This window comes from Kineococcus vitellinus (genome assembly GCF_009906315.1).
Taxonomy (GTDB): Bacteria; Actinomycetota; Actinomycetes; order Actinomycetales; family Kineococcaceae; genus Kineococcus; species Kineococcus vitellinus.
Genome location: NZ_JAAALL010000564.1, coordinates 1 through 1168, shown reverse-complemented (window position 1 = coordinate 1168; position 1168 = coordinate 1). Strand labels below are relative to the sequence as shown.

Below are 1168 nucleotides of genomic sequence, written 5' to 3'. Positions count from 1 at the left end.
CCCCCGTCCCGCACGCGCCCGCCGCGCTCAGCGCAGCGAGGCCATCCACGCCTCGACGGCGTCGGCCTCGCGCGGCAGGGCGGCGGTGAGGTTCTCCACGCCGTCGGCGGTCACGAGGACGTCGTCCTCGATGCGCACCCCGATGCCGCGCAGCTCCGCGGGCGCCAGCTCGTCGTCGCTCTTGACGTAGATGCCGGGCTCGATGGTGAAGACCATGCCCTCGCGCAGCTCGGCGTCCAGGTACGTCTCCCGCCGCGCCTGGGCGCAGTCGTGGACGTCCAGGCCGAGGTGGTGGCTGGTGCCGTGCGGCATCCAGCGCCGGTGGAACTGGCCCTCGGGGGCCAGCGACGTCGCGGCGTCCACCGGCAGCATCCCCCAGGCCGACAGCCGGTCGGCGACGACCCGCATCGCGGCCTCGTGGACCTCGCGGAAGCGCACCCCCGGCCTCGCGACGGCGAAGGCGGCGTCGGCGGCGTCCAGCACGGCCTGGTAGACGCGCCGCTGGGCGTCGGTGAAGCGGCCGTCGACGGGCAGCGTGCGGGTGACGTCGGCGGTGTAGAGGGAGTCCACCTCCACGCCGGCGTCCACCAGCAGCAGCTGACCGGGCCGCACCGCGCCGTCGTTGCGGATCCAGTGCAGCGTGCAGGCGTGGTCGCCGGCGGCCGAGATCGTCTCGTAGCCCACGCCGTTGCCCTCCACGCGGGCGTTGCCGTCGAAGGCGGCCTCCACGACGCGCTCGCCGCGGGGGTGGCCGACCGCGCGGGGCAGCGCGCGCACGACCTCCTCGAACCCGCGCGCGCTGGCGGCCACGGCGGCGCGCAGCTGGGCCACCTCGAAGTCGTCCTTGACCAGCCGCAGCTCCGAGAGCGCGGTGACGAACTCGTCGTCGGCGCGCGCGGCCCCGCCGCTGCGCAGCGGCGTCACGAGCGCCGTGACGGCCGGGTCGGCGTCCGGGACCAGGCGCAGCCCGCTCGTGGTCCCCGCGGCCAGGCTGAGGCCCACCTCGTCGGCCAGGGCGGCGATGTCGCGGCACTCCAGGCCCGTGGTGGCCGCCAGCGAGGCCAGGCTCGGGCGCGGGCCCACCCACAGCTCGCCGTAGCGGGCGTCGGCGAAGAACTCCTCGGAGTCGCGGCCGGCCTGCGGGCGCAGGTAGAGGACCGCGTCGTGG

The 1168-nt window shown here is 76.5% G+C and carries 1 protein-coding gene; it reads right to left on the bottom strand.

Annotation, left to right across the window (positions count from 1 at the left end; genetic code table 11):
- Nucleotides 1-27: 27 nt before the first annotated feature.
- Nucleotides 28-1168, bottom strand: a 1141-nt coding sequence (locus tag GTQ99_RS23420) for an aminopeptidase P family protein (RefSeq protein ID WP_166618044.1), incomplete at its 5' end; no start/stop codon positions are given.